The following is a 15,655-nucleotide window of genomic DNA, read 5'->3' as shown; positions in this document are numbered from 1 at the left end:
ACATGCGATCAATCAAGCTTAGCCGCGTTATTGTGACATTGTGTATGGGAGTTGCAGGGATACTGTTTATTATGCCTTTCTTATGGATGCTCTCCGCATCCTTTAAGCCGGAGCTTGATGTCATGAAGTATCCGATTCAGTGGATTCCAACGAAATGGAATATGGTGGAGAACTACAGGCAGGTATGGGCTGGAGCCGTGCCGTTCTCCCTGTATTACTGGAATAGTGCGAAGGTAACGTTGATGTCGACAGCGCTTTCCTTGATTATTTCCGCCATGGCAGCCTATGGATTCTCGAAGGTTATTTTTAAAGGACGGGATATGCTATTCCTGCTTGTCTTAGCCACCTTTATGATTCCAACCCAAGCCATTCTCGTTCCGCAATTTATTATGTACCGCTGGCTTGGACTGTTTGACAGTCATATCGGACTTGTGCTGCTTGCCGCTTCAGGTGTGCTGGGAACCTTTTTGCTGAGACAGTTTTTCCTCGGCATTCATGATGAGATTATTGAATCCGCCCGGATTGATGCTGCAGGCCACTGGACGGTCTTTAGCCGGATCGCCCTGCCGCTTGTGCAGCCGGCCCTGGCAACCTACATGATTCTCCGCTTCATCTGGACCTGGAATGATTATCAGAATCCGCTGATCTTTCTTCGTTCTGATTCTTTATTTACCTTACAGCTGGGCATCCGGAAATTCGCTGATTTCAGCGGCGAGTTCTACTCCTTAATGATGGCAGGTGCGGTTTCAGCCATTCTACCTCTATTAATCATCTTCATGATTGGGCAGAAGCAGGTGATTGAGGGAGTTGCTATGGGAAGTGTCAAAGGCTAGACTAATTACACTATAGGGGGTTTATACAATGTTCAAAGCCAACAAGAAACTATTCATCCTGGTACCGCTGTTATCCTTGCTGATTTCGGGGTGCGGCGGTGCCAATTCGGAAGAAGGGGCTGCCCCGGGTACCGGAGAAGGAACGAATGAACCTGTAACGATTAAGCTGAGCAACTGGTATGCCAAAAAAATGGATAACTGGGATGTAGTGATTGCAGAGTTCGAAAAGACGCATCCCAATATCAAAGTGGAGTTTGCCTCCGCTGAAGATAACAACTCCAATGAATTCTACAAGAAGCTTGATCTGGCCGTTGCCGGCGGCGATGATCTGGATATTATCATGTTCAGCAATATGACGTATCTGTCCCAACGGGCGGGGCTTGGCATGATCGAACCGCTGGATGATTATTTGGCTAAAGACGGAATTAATTTCGCCGATGAATATACGGCCGATACCTCAATTGACGGCAAGGTCTATGGACTGCCCGGCAAGTCCTCCCAGGGTCTCGTTATTATCAATGCGAATCATCTGAAAGAAGCGGGACTCGAGCTGCCCAAGGACTGGACCTGGGATCAGTATATGGAATATGCGAAGGCTATGACGAAAAAAGAGGGCGATAAAACCCGGTATGGCACCTATTTTCACAGCTGGATTCAATATGGGTACCTGGTGCAGAACTTCGGCCAATCGCTTAATTCAAATCTGACTACAGATGATGGAAAGACCGCCAATATTGACAATCCTTACATGCGTAAGTCGCTGGAGCTGCGTCTTCAGGGAGAGGCGGAAGGCTCCGCTACACCGTATTCGGAGGTGGTCAGCCAGAAGCTGAATTACAGACCGCAATATTTCAATCAGGATACAAGCATGCTGGTAACGGGCTCATTCCTTATTCCGGAAACCGGAGGGACAGACACGATTCCTGCCAGCTTCAAGACCGTATTTGCTCCGCTTCCCAAGCTGAATGCTGAAGATCCGATCTCTGCGAATGTCAGCGGTGACGTACTGAGCCTTTATAGCAAATCCAAGCATAAAGACGAAGCGTACACCTTCATCCGCTGGTTCTCCACGGAAGGCATTGTTCTGCAAGGGAAGAATATCCCGTCCTGGAAAAAAGCTGATCTGAATGATGTAGTCGACCGGATCATCGCCGGCAGCAAAAATCCGGAAATGATCGATAAAGAATCCCTGCTCTATGTTCTGGAGAATACCAAAGCTACTACGACAGCCACAGCGGTACCTTATCATGCAGAGCTTGAGAAAGTGCTCCTGGAGGAGTTTGATAAAATGATGCTCTCGGGTCAAAGCATTGATGCGACGATCCAGAATGCCCAAACCAAGATCCAGAAGATCATCGATTCCAAATCCTGAATGAAAACAGAGATTAGATAGGAGGGCTGCACGTGCTTTATCCAATAATGACGGAAACCCGCGGTCTGTATGATCTGGCCGGGGTATGGAATTTCAAGCTGGATCACGGCTTGGGATTCGAAGAGAACTGGTATGCATCCAAGCTGACAGATACGATCCCAATGGCGGTTCCCTCTGCCTATAATGATCTTGGCGTGAATCCGCAGATCCGCAATCATGTCGGCTGGGTGTGGTATGAGCGGGAGCTGATTCTTCCGCAGACCATCATGAATGAACGTCTTGTTCTCCGCTTCGGCTCGGCTACACATAAGGCCAAGGTATTCATCAATGGAAGCTTTGTGATAGAGCATTCCGGCGGATTTCTGCCCTTCGAGGCCGTGATTAATGAGTATATCCGGACTGGATCGAACCGGCTGACGGTTGCCGTCAATAATGTTGTGGATTACACGACATTGCCTGTAGGTCTATACACAGAGACTGAAGAACCCGGCGGGAAGACCAGGCTGAAGAATCAGCCGAACTTCGATTTCTTCAACTTTGCAGGACTGCAGCGGCCGGTGAAAATCTACTCTACGCCTCAAACCTTCGTGCAGGATATTACTGTCGTAACCGATTATCACGGCGGTAACGGGATTGTCCGTTACAGCGTGGATGTCAGCGGAGAAGCAGATATCCGGGTCACTGTTCTGGATGAAGAGGGAAACGCAGTCTCCTCGGGGACCGGAAGCTCCGGCCGGCTGGATATTCCCGGTGTTACCCTATGGCAGCCGTTGAATGCCTACCTGTATACCCTGAAGATTGAACTGCTGGAAGCCGAGCAGGTGCTGGATGTCTACGGGCTGCCGTTTGGCGTGCGGACAGTCGAAGTGCGGGAGGGGCAGTTCCTGATCAACAACCAGCCCTTTTACTTCAAGGGCTACGGCAGACATGAGGATACCCCGTTTCATGGCCGGGGCTTAGATGAAGCAGCGAATATCATGGATTTCAACCTGATGAAGTGGACGGGAGCCAACTCCTTCCGTACCGCGCATTATCCTTATGCCGAAGAAGTGATGCGGCTTGCCGACCGTGAAGGCTTCGTTGTCATTGATGAGACGCCGGCGGTAGGCCTGGATCTTAATTTCCTGGTGATGTTATCCGGGGGATCGAAGAAAGAGACGTGGAAGGAAGTCCAAACCTTTGAGCATCACCAGCAGGTCATCCGGGAGCTGATTAACCGGGATAAGAACCATGCCTGTGTAGTGATGTGGAATGTGGCTAATGAACCGGCATCCTATGAAGAGGGAGCATACGAGTACTTCAAGCCGCTGATCGAGCAGATGCGGGATGAAGATCCGCAGCACCGCCCGGTTACCCTGGTGACACATATAGAGGCTTCGCCCTTAAACGATAAGATCTCCGAGCTGATTGATGTGCTCGGCTTCAACCGTTATTATGGCTGGTATGTGGACGGAGGCGATCTCGAATCGGCCAAAGGCAAGCTGCGGCTTGAACTGGAGGCCTGGACCAAACGTTGTCCGGGTAAACCGATGATGATGACTGAATACGGAACAGATACCGTAGCCGGACTGCATGATGTGGAGCCGATCATGTTCACGGAAGAATATCAGGTGGAGTTCTACAGGGCCAATCACGGGATCTTCGACGAATTTGAAGATTTCGTCGGCGAACAGGTCTGGAATTTCGCAGACTTTGCCACGGGCCAGGGTATTATCCGGGTCCAAGGCAACAAGAAGGGGATCTTCACCCGGGAACGCAAGCCCAAAGCGGCAGCGCATGAGCTGCGCAAGAGATGGACGGCTATCCCGGATTTCGGGTATAAGCCGAAATAATGGAAGCTTGATACACACAGCATTAGGCCCGCCACAATGTACACCTGCGATTTATGCAGTGTTCATTGTGGCGGGCTTTTTGCGCATATTCTGAGACTACCCCTTCACCGCACCAATCATTACACCCTTCTCGAAATACTTCTGGACGAAGGGATACACACACAGGATGGGCACCGTTGCTACAATAATGGTGGCGTATTTAATCGTTTCTCCGATCATGAACTGATCCGCCGAGCTTGCTCCTGCCGACATGCTGTCTGTCGAATTGGCGATCAGGATCTCCCGGAGTATCAGCTGCAGCGGGAACAGGTCTCTGTCCCTCAGAAAGATGGATGCATAGAACCACGCATTCCATTTCTCGACGGCATAATAGAGCACCATTACGGCTATAACCGGCTTGGACAAAGGCAATACGATCCGGAACAGGATCGTCAAATGGTTAGCGCCGTCGATCTTGGCCGATTCCTCCAGGCTCTCGGGAATCGCCGAGAATGCGGTGCGCATGATAATCAGGTTAAAGGTGCTGACAGCGAACGGTATGATGGTTGCCCAGATGGAATCAATCAATCCGACACCCTTGACGATCAGGTACATCGGAATCAGGCCGCCGTGGAAGAACATTGTGAACACGATCAGCAGGGTGAAGGCGCTGTTCCACATTACATTTCTTCTGGACAGCACATAGGCTGCTATTGCGGTCAGCAGCATGTTAAGGGTGACACCGAAGACCAGAATGAACAGTGTATTGCCGTAACCCTTGATAATGCCGGGATTGCTGAACACGCTCTTGTAAGCTTCGAGACTGAAGCCCAGCGGCTTCCACAAGAATCCCTTGTTCGCAACCAGCTCCGCGGAATCGCTGAAGGAGGCGAACAGTACATATAGAAGCGGATATAACGTTACGATAACAAGTAGAATCAGCACGGTGTTAATGGTGTAATCAAAGATTTTATTTCTCAGGCCGGTGTCGGCATGCATAACGGTTTCCTCCTACCAAAGGCTGGTTTTATTAACTCTGCGGCTGATGTAATTGGCCGAGATCAATAGAATGAGATTCACAACCGAGTTAAACAAGCCGACTGCTGAACTATAGCTCCAGCCGAATTCCAGCAAGCCTTTTCTGTACACAAAGGAAGAAATGACGTCAGCTGTTTCATAGGTTACAGGATTGTAGAGCAGAATGATTTTCTCGAAGCCGACATTCAGCATATTGCCCATCCGCAGGATGAACATGATGGTGATCGTAGGCAGAATTCCCGGCAGGGTAATGTGCAGCATCTGCTTCAGACGGCTGGCACCGTCAATCCGGGCGGCTTCATACTGCTCCTGGTCAATACCGGCCAAGGCGGCAATGTAAATAATCGATTCCCAGCCGATCTTTTGCCAGATTTCGGACAGGATATAGACCGGGCGGAACAGGCCGGGCTTCTGCAGCATAGCGGTTCCGTCATACCCGAGCCAGGAGAATAGTGTATTAATAACCCCGTTGCTGTTGGTGAAATCGGTAATCATCCCGCAAATGACGACGAGTGAAATGAAGTAGGGCATATACGAGAAGGTCTGGACTATCCGTTTGAAGCTCTGATTTCTCACTTCATTGATCAGCAGAGCCAGAAGGATCGGGGCCGGAAACATGAACAGAATCGAATACACGCTGATAATCACGGTATTACTCAGAATCCGCCAGAAATAATAGCTGGAGAAGAAATCCCTGAAGTGCTGGAGTCCTACCCAGTCACTGCCTAGAATCCCTTTCATCGGCGAGAAATCCTTGAAGGCAATAATCGCGCCATACATCGGTGCATAATGGAATACGACATAGTAGAGGATGACCGGAATCATCATGATATACAGCAGTCTGTTCAGCTTGAAATCCCGGAGGAAACGGTGCTTAAAGCTGTTGTTAACAGAAGTTTGAACGCCGGTCATAGGAGCTAATTTGGACATGGTTTCTCTATTCCTCCTTACGGGAGCAGCTCTTCAGCCGATCAACGATCTGCTCCCGGCTTGACTGTAATTTAGCGCTTCAAGTACCGCTCCAGTGCGGCCTGTTTAATCTCAATGGCACGCGGGAGCTTGACGGAATTCAGCTTCTCCAGATACTTGTCATAAGCCTCAAGCGGCTCCGTTCCAAGGATAATCTTCAGTGTCATTTCATCGACCAGCGTGTTCACATCCGCCATGATGTTGGCATATTCAGCGCTTTCCTCCGGAGTTGGAGTTACCAGCGGAATCTGGTATTTGGCCATGTCCGTCTTCTGCCAGATAGGTATCGCGGCCTGCTGCTCCGGCAGGTTCAGGTACTGTTCGGAGACCCGGTTATCGGAGACAAAGGGACCCATCGTATTGCCACGGATATATAGAGACATGGCTTGTGCAGGGGCCAGCTTGTCGGGATTGCTCATCAGCAGATCCGTGAATTTCGGATAACCGTCTTCCATCGTGTAGCTGACACCCTCTGTTCCGAAGTTAAACAGCTTATTGCCTTCTTCGCTGTAGCCATAATCAAGCAGCTTGACCGCCAGCTCCGCATTCTTGGACGTCGCCGAGATCGCTACCATCCCGCCGGTGGAGAAGGCATAATCCCGTTGGCCGAACTTTGGTGAAGTGCCCTTCTCCAGCACCGGATAAGGAGCCGCGACAATGGAAGCCTGCGGATCGGCTCCCTTAAGGATCGGCTGCCATTTCCCGATACCGCCGCCAGCATTGGCCCAGGTTGCCCCGGTCTGGCCCGAAGTAATATTGGCATCCATCACCTTGGAATCGACGGTGGCCACATCTTTATCCAGCAGTCCGTCCGCATACCATCCCCGGAATAAGCTCAGGAAGTCTTTATAACCAGGTTCTGCCGGACCGAATTTAACCTTCCCGTCCTCCAGATAGAAGTCGCGGGTAACGCCAAACGCCCCGATGAAAGCGCCATTGCCCAGTTCATTGAATACACGCGGTTTGGCGACGAAGGAGATCGGTGCAGCAGCCCCTTTTTTCTCTTTAAACGCTTTCAAAGCAGTGGTCCATTCATCGATGGTTTCAGGTACGGGCAGACCCAGCTCATCCAGCCAATCCTTGCGGATCACCGGCCCCTGGAAGGTAAGCAGCGATTCATCCCCGCGGATGAAAGGAAACGAGTAATAGCTTCCTTTGTCTGTCTTGACCATTTTCTCAACCTCGGGATGCTCCTGGAGATATTTCTTGTAGTTCGGGGCGTATTTGTCGATCAGGTCATTCAGCTCCAAGATGTATCCGTCCTTGATTGCTTTTTCCGGACCGCCCGGGAAGTTGAAGAAGTTGTACTCCAGCATATCAGGCAATTCACCGGAGGCGAGCATCACGTTGAAGGATTCGTCGATCTGGTTAGCCGGAGGGGCGGTGAAATCTACTGTAACCCCAGTACGTTTCTGCCATTCCTGGTAAAAGGGAACCTCCGCATGCGCTGATTTTACTCCCGTCAGATTATTAGGTAATGCTCCCCAATAAGTGAGTGCAGTGTCCGTTTGCATCGGGTATACCGCTGCTGATTCTGATGCTGTGTCTGAGCCGGATGGGGAATTGTTCCCTGCCTTGTTCTCCGAGCATCCTGCCAGCGTGCTGCCTGCCAGCAGAGATGCCATGAGCGAAAACATTATTTTTCTGCTTGTTCTCCTCATTCCTGTTAACCTCCTCAAATGATTCCATTAGTAGTTGTAAGAACCTGCTGTGCTGCCGGGTTCATGCCCTAACTATACGGTCCGCCCCGGTTTGGTGTATATGTGCAGTACATCCAATGTAATTGAAAAAGCCGCTGCGGGTATCGGCAAAATGCACAAAACGATAGGCGATTGCTCTGCGGGAGCGGCTTAAGCCCTTGCTGCGCAACAAAAAAGCCCGGCCGCCACGGTGGGGTGACGGGCAGGGCATTGTTAATCTTCGATGGTTTCTTTGTATTTGCCGGGTGTAATTCCTTCGATCTTCTTGAAGGTGCGGATAAAGGTCCCAACATCATTGAAGCCTGACTTCTCGGCCGCTTCGTTGATCGTCAGCCGCTGCTGCTGAATCAATTGCTTGGACCAGTCAATCCGCCGCTTGTTGATCGTATCCAGAAGCCCTTCCCCCGATTGCTCCTTGAACAGCTTCGACAGATAAGTAGGCTTCATATCAAAATGCTGCCCCAGCAGGGAGACGTTCAAGCCCGGATCCGTGAAATGTTCGTCTATAAATGCAGATACCCCGCTGATTAAATCATTCAAGGCGCGGTGACGGTTCTCCTGAACATTCTGCAGCCGTCTGGCCCCGGCATATTCACAGGCTTCCTTAAGCATGGACTTCAGCTGCTCCTGCATTTCAGCTAACGTCTCTGCAGAAGAGAGCCTGTCAATGCGCTTCGGATTCTGCAGCAGGATATTATCCTGCGCGGGTCCGAGTTCACCGATGCTCTTGATCAAAGTTCCCACCAGGTCGAGCATAAGGCAGCGGGCTAAAGGTACCTTCACCGGGTGCTTCGACAGGTTCATCTGCAGGATATCGTCCAAGGAGGTTACGGCAGACTGGAAATCGCCCACTTTGACATAATTGATTAACTGCTGCTCCAGCTGAAGGGGATAGAAGTAACCGGAATCCGTATCGGGACGGATGTTGTTCCGCTCAATCTCTTCATAGGACAGAATCTCCTGTTTGCCCATCACCAGCTTATATTCCATGGCATCCAATGCCTCCTGATAAGCCTGATGAATCTGATCAATACCGTGATGAACCCGGCTGACCGACACTGTAAGGTAGATATTATACGTCTGTGCAAGAAACTCTTGAGCGGAACGGGCCACCTGCAGCAGATCGCTATTGTGCTCATCCGGTGAGACAGGAGACAGGCTGACCAGACAAGGCATGGCATCATCCGTTTCGGCCATATAGCCCCTGTGCTTAACGTTGACCAGCTCTTCAATTACATTATTCACAATGAAATGCAGCAGCTGCAGCTTCTGGGCGGCGGTTTTGCCCTGGACACGCTCCAGGAAGACATCGAGATCCTCCAGGTAGAATAGAAGAATCGCACAATCCCCGGAGAGGAGCTGAATATCGAAGGCGCTTAAGGCTTCGGCCAAAGGAAGCTCATCGTCCAGCCTGCCCTTGAGCAGCCGCAGGATGTAATTGGAACGCAGCGAATAATTCTGCCGCTTCCTCTCCAGCAGCATATGGTCCAGTTCACTCAGCGTACTGTCCACAGCCTGCTGGATAAACAGGAATTCATTGGAGCCTTTCTCCCGGATGGCTGTCTTGCTGCTGAAGGCACGTACAATCCGCTGGATCGGATTATAGTTTTTCCTCAGGAAAATATAAGTCAAGAACCCGCCTCCCAGCAGGCTGGCCATGATACTCAGCAGCGTCAGCCTGCGGACCAGCTCCGCCTTTTGCCAATAGACTTCACTAGGAATCATGGAAATATAGCGGAGATTGGATTCATTAGACTGGATCGAGAAGACTTCATACCGCTCCCCGCCGAATTCCCAGAGGAACATTCCGCTGTCACCGGTCAGCTTGCCGAAGGGCAATTGTGCCGGAAGATCTGTATTGGAGCTGGATACCAGCACCTGGTTGTCGGAGTCTGTGATGAGCACATGCCCTTTGCTGAACGCTTCAATATTCATGAGGGAGGATAATATTTGGTCGTTGTCGATCATGATCACATTGGCTCCGGACGGCTTGCCGTCCTCGTAGTCATAGGTGCTGACATATGCGAGCGCTTTCACGGAAGTGCCGTTCTCGGTTGTACGGTTCATCGGTACATAGCCCTTGAATTTGTTCTGGCGGAGGATATCTAACCATGCTTCATAGCTTAAGTTGCCGGAGGCGTTATGCTCGGCATAGGCGAATCTCGTATTCCGGTAAACGCCGGGGAGCAGAATCGTATCCCGTGAGGCCAGATAGATATAGAACAGGCCGGTTTCGGCATAAGCCGATTGATATAAGGACATATCCTTGGTCGCGTCGTACAGATCATACATATAATCTTCCGGGAAAATGGAGTACTTGTGCTGATCGACCAGTTCCCTGAACTTGGTATTCCAATTCAGCTCGAAGTTGAGCCGGTTGACCGCTTCCAGCTGTTTATCCATATTCTCCCGCAGCTGCTTAAGCAAGGAGTTGTTCGCCAGATGAATCTCGTCAGCGAGCATCTTGCTGGACTGAAAGTAAACGATAGAACTCAGAATGACCGGAAGCAGCAGAACGGCCATATAAGATAAGGTCCAGGTCAGCAATACACTTTGGCTGCCCAGCCATTTGCTTCTTCTTTTCTTCATCCGCATTCTCCTGTCCGGGCTGCAATCGATAGCTTCGTATATTGTACATGCATCCCAGGGTTAGCACAATTGCCATTACAGGGAAATAACGGTAAGCTCCTGTTTGTTCGGCTTTTAAACACTCCGAATAGTGCCGCGGACGCTTCGCTTCCTGCTGGCGCAAGAGCTTGCGCGTTCCTGCTTCCCCGTGTAATCAGGTGATAAGTTATGTTTCCAATTGCCCGGTTCTGTGCTAGACTCAGTCTTTATTAAAGCCCTTACATCTGCGTCAGCAGGCAAAAACATCCGCTGTGCTGCGAGACAGGGGAGAGGAAGAGTCCATGAAACGTTATTTTCTCGATAAGCCCATACAGACCAAATTGCTGATTACCTTCCTGCCGGTCATGATTCTGTTGGTTATTGCAACAGGCTCGTTCTCCTACTGGTCCGCCAGTGACCAGCTCCGCAAGAACTCGCTGTATTCGCTGGCCGATACAACCTATCAGACCGCCTTGTTCCTGGACGATAAATTTCTGACGATCTTCGAACAGCTGGTTAATCTGGAGGATACCACCTCGCTGCGCAATCTGTTGTCCGTGAACGATCAGGGTGACACTCCCCAGAAATTCAATGACATTATTGAACTTCATAACCGTCTTGAAAGCGTATACCACTCCTATAATGCCATGGTCGATTCCATCTATGTTGCCTTCAACAACGGCCGTTCTTTCAACCTCCAGCAGGAATACGTGCCCCGGAGCGTCTCGATCGATCTTCCGGCGTGGCAGGAACGGTACAACCATTCAGATAAAGGCTACTACTGGCTGAACAGCCACAAGGATGCCATCTTCGATACGGTGGAGGACAGGCGGGTGCTCAGCAGCTTCAAAATGATCGGCACGCCGACTTCCTCCTCCAGCGGAATTGTGCTGATCAATCTGCGTGAAAGCTACTTCCTGGAGATTATGCAGAATGTACAGATCAGCCCGAACGGCGCGCTGGCACTGATCAGCCCGGACGGGGAGCTGTTCTCCAAATCCCTGAAGAAGGATTATGGGGTGAAGCCGGATACTATTGCAGAATTGCGGCAGCTGGCAGGCGGTAACGGCAGCCTTGCTGTGGACAGTACAGCAGGCCAGAAGCTGGATATTGCCTATCAGACACTGCCGCTGAACGGCTGGGTGCTGGCCGCTATTGTGCCGGAGAAGGATATCCTCGCAGGCGCGTCGCGCATCCAATGGATCGTTCTGGCGGTCACGCTGGTTATCCTCGTGCTGGCCCTGGCAGCCGCGACGCTGGCAGCGCGCAATCTGAGCAATCCGATCCGTTACCTGTCCAAGCAGGTGAAGCGGTTCGAGCGCGGGGATTTCAGTGTCAGCTTCCAGATTGACCAGCGCAATGAAATCGGCGTCCTGGCCACCGGACTGACCCGGCTCTCCGATTCGGTGGAGCAGCTGCTGAATGAGGTGCGCGAGGAGCAGGAGCAGAAGCGTAAGGCCGAAATGCGGGCGCTGCAGGCGCAGATTCAGCCGCATTTCCTGTACAATACGCTCGGTTCAATCAAGCATCTGATTGATCTGGAGGAGCGGGAGCGGGCCTCTGTGATGGTGGGAGCGCTGACCCGGTATTTCCGCATCGGCATCAGCAAAGGCGCCGAGCTGATTACTGTCGCGGAAGAGATTGAGCATGTGCGCAGCTACCTGCTGATTCTGAACATCCGGTATAACCAGGATTTCGATTATACCATCCAAGTGGATGAAGAGCTGCTGCCGCTGCGCATCCCGAAGCTGACGCTGCAGCCTATCGTGGAGAATGCCGTCTATCACGGCATCAAGAACAAGCGCGGCAAAGGAATGGTGACGATAACGGGTTATGCAGATGAAGCTGCCGCAGTGCTGGAGATATATGATAACGGACAAGGCATCAGCCCTGAGCGGCTTGCGCAGCTGCGCAGTTCACTGCAGGCGGACAGCACAGGCGACAATGCGCTGAGCTTCGGATTGTGGAACGCCCACCGCCGGCTGGTGCTGCAATACGGGCCGGTCTACGGCCTTGTCCTGGACAGCGAAGAGATGAAGTTTACCCGGGTCACGGTACAGCTGCCCCGGGTGCAGAAGAAAGGAGATTCCCATGATTAAACTGCTTATTGTGGATGATGATATGTGGATCCGGGAAGGCCTGCGGCGCAATATCCGCTGGGAGCAGGCCGGCATTGAGGTAGCCGGCACAGCCGCTGACGGGGAAGAAGCGCTGAAGCGGATGGAGGAGCTGCGGCCGGATCTGGTGCTGACCGATATCCAGATGCCTTTTCTGGACGGGCTGCAGCTGGCTGAACGAATTAACGCAGACTATCCGGGAACCAAGGTCGTCTTCCTGACCGGCTACGATGACTTCTCGTATGCCAAGCAGGCGCTGCGGCTGCAGGCGGCCGATTACATTCTGAAATATGAGGATAATGAAGTGATTCTAAATGCGGTTGCTTCTGCCGCCAGCACGCTGCTGGCCGAGAAGAGGGGGGCCGAGACAGCCCGGAAGAGCCAGGCGCTGATCCAGAACAAGTTCTTCGCAGAGCTGTTCGAGGGCTGCGCCAACCCGGAGTGGGCGCGGCAGGAACTGGACAATCTCGGCATAGCTGCGCCGGAGGCCTGCTTCCGGGTAGCGGTGATTCAGCCGGAGGACAACCGCCGCTTCGCCCGCTCCGGAGAAGGGGATAATGCGGAGCTGCTGCTCTTCTCCATCCACAATATCTGCTCGGAGCTTGTGTCTGAGCCATTTCCTTACCGGTATTCGGCAGTCTATAACAACCGGGTCAACCTTCTCTTTAACCTGCCTGCTCCGGCAGGCCGTGAAGGCACTGCGGAACACCTGACTGAACATCTGGAGGAGATCCGCCGGACGCTGGAGAACTGTCTGAAGCTTCAGGTCAGTATTGGTCTGGGTAGCTGCCGGGAAGGGATTGAGCGCATCGCAATCTCCTACAGCGAGGCTCTGAACGCTGCCCAGCTGAAGCCGATCATCGGCGGAGCCGGTGTATTCGTCAGCGGTGAGATCCGCCATTCGCAGAATTCGCATCATACGCTGCTGAAGGAGATGGAGCAGTATATGCGGATGCATTTTCATGAGGAGGAGCTGAACCTGACCGCCATCGCGGACCATGTCCATATTTCATCCGCGTACGCCAGCACGCTCTTCAAGAAATATAAAGGCATGAACTTAAGCGAGTACCTCATTCAATTGCGTATAGACAAGGCAGCGGAGCTGCTGTCTACCACAGATGCGAAATCCTATGAAGTGTCGGAGCAGGTGGGCTACCGCAATCCCCAGTACTTCAGCGTGCTGTTCAAGAAGCATTACGGCAAATCGCCTTCGGAGTACCGCAGGGACCAGCAGCATTAATAGAGCAAACAAATGAGTTAATGAAAACAAACAATCTTCGAAAGATAGTGTATTCAGCATGTTCACGCGCTGGTTTAAGATAAGCGTGGAGGTGCTGTTATGGAATTATCCCAATCAACCGGCGGCAAGACAATGTCCGTCAAATCTAAATCTTCCCGCAAAAAAATGGGCGACCGCTGGTTTCCCTACCTGCTGATCGCACCGACAGTCCTGCTGATCGCTGGACTTCTGGTCTTCCCGATCTTCAGGGTGTTCGACCTCAGTGTGCAGAGCTATGATTTCACCCGGCTGCAGAAAGCGGGTTACATCGGACTCGAGAACTTCAAGAATATATTCACGCAGGACGATATGTTCTACTCTTCACTGTGGATCACGGTGAAATGGGTGCTGATAGAAGTAGTGCTGCAGCTCGTATTCGGACTCGTGGTTGCGCTGCTGCTGAACCAGGCGTTCAGGCTGCGCGGTCTGGTCCGTTCCCTGGTGCTTGTTCCCTGGGCGGTGTCCGGTGTACTGACCACCATGCTATGGTCGCTGATGTTCAACCAGCATATAGGAATCATTAACGATATCCTGATGAAGCTGGGCGTGATCTCCGAGCCGGTCGCCTGGCTGGCCAATATTCATACCGTCTTTGGTTCTGTGATTGTCGCCGAGCTGTGGCGCGGCATTCCGTTCTTCGCCATCACGCTGCTGGCGGCGCTGCAGACCATTCCGCACGAGGTCTATGAATCCTGTGAGGTGGACGGTGCGGGGAGCGTGAAGAAGCTCTTTTTCATCACACTGCCTTTCCTGAAGGAAAGTATTGTGTTCGCAACGTTGCTGCGTGCCATCTGGGAGTTCAACTCCATTGATATGATCTTTACGATGACGAACGGCGGACCGATGGATATGACCACCACGCTGCCGATTTATATGATGAAGACTTCCATCCTCGAAGGAAACTATGGCTATGGTTCCGCCATTGGTGTGGTCACCTTCGCGTTCCTGATGATCTTCGTTGTCCTGTACCTCAGACTGAACCGGTCAGGAGGGATGCAGGATGAATAGCAAATGGCACCGCAAGCTGGGTTCGAAGCTGCTGTTCTACATACCGCTGGCTCTGACACTGGTGTTCGTGCTGGTTCCGTTCCTGTGGGCCATCTCCACCTCGCTGAAGCGGGAGGGGGATGTACTTAGCGGCACGGTCCGGTACATTCCAAGTCCGGCGACCTTCGAGAACTTCGTACATGTGTGGAATGACAACAATTTCTCGCAATATTTCATGAACAGTGTGTTCGTGTCTGTATTGTCTGTAGTGGCAATTACGGTGTTGTCCGTATTGAACGGCTACGCCATGAGCCGCTTCAAGTTCAAGGGCAAAGGGGCCTTCATGCTGGTTCTGCTGGCGACCCAGATGATGCCGGTCATTCTGTTTGTCATTCCGCTCTTCCTGATCTTCAAGAATCTCGGGATGATCAACACGCCGTACGCGCTCATCTTGTTCTATATCGTGCTTCAGGTTCCATTCAACACGATTCTGATGCGCGGCTTCATCTCCTCGACACCGAAGGAAATCGATGAAGCGGCGATGGTCGACGGAGCCGGACGATTCCGGATTATCTTCGCGATAATTATGCCGATCGTGCTGCCGGGAATAGTAGCAACAAGCGCATTCGCCTTCATCGGGGTATGGAATGAATTCCTGGTTGCCTTCTCGTTCATTACGACGCCGGACCGCTTCACCATCCCGATCGGCCTCAAATTCATGGTTGGCGAATTCAGCGTCCAGTACGCGTCGCTGGCGGCCGGCAGTATTATCGGGCTGATTCCGCCCGTGCTGCTCTTCATGTTCATCCAGCGTTATCTGGTCGAAGGACTGGGCGGCGCAGTCAAAGGCTAGTGTCCGGTATCGCAAGGACGGACACGGCCAGGCAGAATACGCCGGGTTCGTCCTTTGAGGTATATACAAGAAATTCAATTAGGGAGGAT

General features: G+C 51.9%; 11 protein-coding genes. 7 read left to right on the top strand and 4 right to left on the bottom strand.

The genetic code is table 11. The features are described from left to right. Positions 1-2: 2 nt before the first annotated feature. From P40081_RS25390 to uidA, 3 genes are read left to right on the top strand one after another with little or no spacing between them, the layout of a single operon-like run. Complete coding sequence (locus P40081_RS25390; RefSeq protein WP_042139001.1) at positions 3-833, top strand: carbohydrate ABC transporter permease; 831 nt, start codon at positions 3-5, stop codon at positions 831-833. Between the two features lie 28 nt (positions 834-861). Beyond that, complete coding sequence (locus P40081_RS25385) at positions 862-2,205, top strand: ABC transporter substrate-binding protein (protein WP_042139000.1); 1,344 nt, start codon at positions 862-864, stop codon at positions 2,203-2,205. 32 nt (positions 2,206-2,237) lie between these two features. Continuing rightward, complete coding sequence (gene uidA, locus P40081_RS25380) at positions 2,238-4,037, top strand: beta-glucuronidase (protein ID WP_042138999.1); 1,800 nt, start codon at positions 2,238-2,240, stop codon at positions 4,035-4,037. Between the two features lie 96 nt (positions 4,038-4,133). Here uidA and P40081_RS25375 read toward each other — a convergent pair whose 3' ends face one another. The 4 genes from P40081_RS25375 to P40081_RS25360 all read right to left on the bottom strand — a co-directional run bounded on the left by P40081_RS25375 (position 4,134) and on the right by P40081_RS25360 (position 10,312). Beyond that, on the bottom strand, positions 4,134-5,015 hold the full coding sequence (locus P40081_RS25375) for a carbohydrate ABC transporter permease (RefSeq protein WP_039297582.1): 882 nt from the start codon (positions 5,013-5,015) through the stop codon (positions 4,134-4,136). Between the two features lie 12 nt (positions 5,016-5,027). Then, positions 5,028-5,984, bottom strand: a complete 957-nt coding sequence (locus tag P40081_RS25370; protein ID WP_081970090.1) for an ABC transporter permease — start codon at positions 5,982-5,984, stop codon at positions 5,028-5,030. Between the two features lie 71 nt (positions 5,985-6,055). After that, a complete protein-coding gene (locus P40081_RS25365) occupies positions 6,056-7,684 on the bottom strand; it encodes an extracellular solute-binding protein (RefSeq protein ID WP_042138998.1) in 1,629 nt (542 codons plus the stop codon). 252 nt (positions 7,685-7,936) lie between these two features. After that, entirely contained in the window at positions 7,937-10,312 is a 2,376-nt protein-coding gene (locus tag P40081_RS25360; protein WP_042138997.1) for a helix-turn-helix domain-containing protein, read from the bottom strand. A gap of 320 nt (positions 10,313-10,632) precedes the next feature. Here P40081_RS25360 and P40081_RS25355 point away from each other — a divergent pair, with 320 nt between their 5' ends. The 4 genes from P40081_RS25355 (at position 10,633) to P40081_RS25340 (ending at position 15,566) form a co-directional block, all read left to right on the top strand. Further along, positions 10,633-12,429, top strand: coding sequence for a sensor histidine kinase (locus tag P40081_RS25355; protein WP_042138996.1), 1,797 nt, complete (start codon positions 10,633-10,635; stop codon positions 12,427-12,429). Continuing rightward, positions 12,422-13,687, top strand: coding sequence for a response regulator (locus tag P40081_RS25350; protein WP_042138995.1), 1,266 nt, complete (start codon positions 12,422-12,424; stop codon positions 13,685-13,687). Before P40081_RS25355 ends, P40081_RS25350 begins: the two co-directional genes overlap by 8 nt. Positions 13,688-13,786: 99 nt before the next feature. Then, positions 13,787-14,734, top strand: coding sequence for a carbohydrate ABC transporter permease (locus P40081_RS25345; RefSeq protein ID WP_042138994.1), 948 nt, complete (start codon positions 13,787-13,789; stop codon positions 14,732-14,734). Further along, positions 14,727-15,566: a carbohydrate ABC transporter permease gene (locus tag P40081_RS25340; RefSeq protein ID WP_042138993.1), complete on the top strand. Its 840-nt coding sequence runs from the start codon at positions 14,727-14,729 to the stop codon at positions 15,564-15,566. Before P40081_RS25345 ends, P40081_RS25340 begins: the two co-directional genes overlap by 8 nt. Positions 15,567-15,655 lie beyond the last annotated feature (89 nt).

Source organism: Paenibacillus sp. FSL P4-0081, from assembly GCF_000758565.1.
Lineage (GTDB): Bacteria > Bacillota > Bacilli > Paenibacillales > Paenibacillaceae > Paenibacillus_AQ > Paenibacillus_AQ phytohabitans.
The sequence above is the reverse complement of the archived record's forward strand: the minus strand, read 5'-3'. Positions and strand labels throughout refer to the sequence as shown.

What these genes read in the sequence shown, in the direction of transcription:
- P40081_RS25340 (WP_042138993.1), top strand. Translation starts at nt 14,727, where the DNA reads ATGAATAGCAAATGGCACCGCAAGCTGGGTTCGAAGCTGCTGTTCTAC.
- P40081_RS25365 (WP_042138998.1), bottom strand. Translation starts at nt 7,684, where the DNA reads ATGAGGAGAACAAGCAGAAAAATAATGTTTTCGCTCATGGCATCTCTG.
- P40081_RS25370 (WP_081970090.1), bottom strand. Translation starts at nt 5,984, where the DNA reads ATGTCCAAATTAGCTCCTATGACCGGCGTTCAAACTTCTGTTAACAAC.
- P40081_RS25360 (WP_042138997.1), bottom strand. Translation starts at nt 10,312, where the DNA reads ATGAAGAAAAGAAGAAGCAAATGGCTGGGCAGCCAAAGTGTATTGCTG.
- P40081_RS25385 (WP_042139000.1), top strand. Translation starts at nt 862, where the DNA reads ATGTTCAAAGCCAACAAGAAACTATTCATCCTGGTACCGCTGTTATCC.
- P40081_RS25350 (WP_042138995.1), top strand. Translation starts at nt 12,422, where the DNA reads ATGATTAAACTGCTTATTGTGGATGATGATATGTGGATCCGGGAAGGC.
- P40081_RS25355 (WP_042138996.1), top strand. Translation starts at nt 10,633, where the DNA reads ATGAAACGTTATTTTCTCGATAAGCCCATACAGACCAAATTGCTGATT.
- P40081_RS25390 (WP_042139001.1), top strand. Translation starts at nt 3, where the DNA reads ATGCGATCAATCAAGCTTAGCCGCGTTATTGTGACATTGTGTATGGGA.
- P40081_RS25375 (WP_039297582.1), bottom strand. Translation starts at nt 5,015, where the DNA reads ATGCATGCCGACACCGGCCTGAGAAATAAAATCTTTGATTACACCATT.
- P40081_RS25345 (WP_042138994.1), top strand. Translation starts at nt 13,787, where the DNA reads ATGGAATTATCCCAATCAACCGGCGGCAAGACAATGTCCGTCAAATCT.